Source organism: Ancylomarina sp., assembly GCF_041555295.1.
Taxonomy (GTDB): domain Bacteria; phylum Bacteroidota; class Bacteroidia; order Bacteroidales; family Marinifilaceae; genus Ancylomarina.
Genome location: NZ_JBFFKR010000418.1, coordinates 1 through 2,198 on the forward strand (window position 1 = coordinate 1; position 2,198 = coordinate 2,198).

General features: G+C 36.0%; 1 protein-coding gene. It reads left to right on the forward strand.

The window, feature by feature from the left end; genetic code table 11:
• Window positions 1-268: 268 nt before the first annotated feature.
• Window positions 269-712, forward strand: coding sequence for a hypothetical protein (locus ABY905_RS16640; RefSeq protein ID WP_372645913.1), 444 nt, complete (start codon window positions 269-271; stop codon window positions 710-712).
• Window positions 713-2,198 lie beyond the last annotated feature (1,486 nt).

The following is a 2,198-nucleotide window of genomic DNA, read 5'->3' on the forward strand; positions in this document are numbered from 1 at the left end:
TAGATGAGCTTATAGCTGATATGGAAGAGTTAAGAAAATAATGTCCACTTGGAATTTATATTTTTTTATCAAATAATAAAAATTGTGAGATAAGATTTGAGTGTGCTTTGTCAGCCTGCCGTGAGGCATGCTACCATTGTAACCAAGCTGATAAAAGAAGGATCAGGCTGACTTGATTCTTTTGTTTACTTTTCTCATCTAAGGAGAAAAGTAAAAGCCATGCGGCTTGAGCTTAAGTAAATTAGATATAAAGACGAAAATGAGAAATATGACAATCGAGAAATTAAGAAATATAGAGGGCTTAGATGAGGATAAGCGATTACTAAAAGCCTACAAAAGAATGCAAGCTCTAATTGAGGTTCTTAGTAAAAGGGAAGTACCAGTAGAAATATTGAATATGATTAACTCCGATATTCAAAAAATAAATAACTTTTCGGGTACCCCAATAGAGCTGAGAAAATGCCTGAGAAAAACCTATTCACAAACCCTAAGATTACTCGAAAAGAAATTGGGCTGGGTTATTAGAGACCATTATCGGAATTTGTGGCTGTCTATAGGTGTTGCATTGGGAGTTGCTTTTTCTGCCTCATTCGACAATAATGGTATGGGACTGATTGTTGGAATAGCTGTTGGAATTACAGTTGGTATGAATCTGGATAAAAAAGCTGCCCAATCGGGTAAGCAACTCGATTTATCAGCAAGTAGCTGTTAAGAAAATAGAATGTTTATTGTGAGCCGAGGGATATGAATCCTTCGGTTTTTTTGCAAGACCAAGCAAGAGTAATAAGCTTATGAAAAGGATAGGGAATTATTTAAATGCTTGTTTTTATGATATTTAAAAATCTTTCCTTAACTTGTCTTTATAATACAGTATAAAATTTAATTGATTGTGAAGTTGGTTCTGTAAATACTGCTATAATTATTAAGTGTATATATTGTATTGGTAAGAGTGATGATTGAGATATGATAAGATATTTTTTTTGTAATAATATTAATGTAAGATTGAATTACAAAACTTAGACTTATCATCCGATGAAAAGAAGGCGTGATGTTGGCTAATTTTTCATAGAGATTTCAGCAAAAGGTGTTTGAAACTTATTTCAAAGCTTCTAAATACAGAGCTGAACGATTTCATACAATAATGAAAACAAAGAGAATCATCGCAAAGACAAAAACGATCACATGCAGTCCTCTTAAGGCTGCAATTATCCTGTTCACCTATCTGGTGAAATAAGGAATGCTTTCTCTTATTCCTGATTCGCATTCCGAAAATCCCCAATACAGCATGCTTTTTCTATAACGAACCGAGAGCTCTCATTTTAAGAGGGAAAGCCTTGCAATAGTCTACATACCCCTATCTACAAGCAAATCAATTGTTCTTGATAAATAGATAAGAGCCGTTTAATACCCGACTTATCTCCAATTGAGAAGTGATAACAGCCGAACAAGGAGGCGAATAGGCAGCGTTCTGGCTGAATGTTTTTTTTGAAAGTGGGCAGATGATTGCAAAGGCGCTTCAAAATATGATACAACAATCAGAAGAATGATAGATAGGAGCGAATACCTTATAAAAACAGAGTGATAAAGTTTGATACAGGGGCGAGTCACTAAGCAACAAGACCCGAAAAGATCTCAGTTAAAGGTGAGTGTACCCATGCGATAAGGGTGAAGCGGAACAGAAGCGAGACAAAGTGAGACGAATCGCCTTAATGAGGATGTGAAATAAAGGAGTCGTCTATTCCGATAAGCTAGTGGACTGATGAAATAGGCTAGTCCTTTGTTCCGATAAGCTAGTGGACTGATGAAATAGACGAGTCCTTTGACCCGATAAGCTAGTGGGCTGATGAAATAGACGAGTCGTTTGTCCCGACAAGCTAGTCCAGACACGAAAACGAAATATAAAGACGCCAATACTCTTTAATACTAACTAAATAATTTGCCAATGAATGAACAGCGTATCAGTTGATGATTTCAATCTCAATTGGATAAAACGATTGAGGCAAGTATATAGCAACGGGCCTCAATAGTCGTTTAAAAACGTTCTCAATATGGGAACGTCATTAACTCAAACATTTAATTATGAATGTAAACCAAGAACGTATCTTACGCCAGGCGCAAAATATGTTGCAGTTTAAGCAGACATATAAAGAGATCCTGGATTTAGATCCACTTGCTACCCCAATGTTCGATAGGGTACA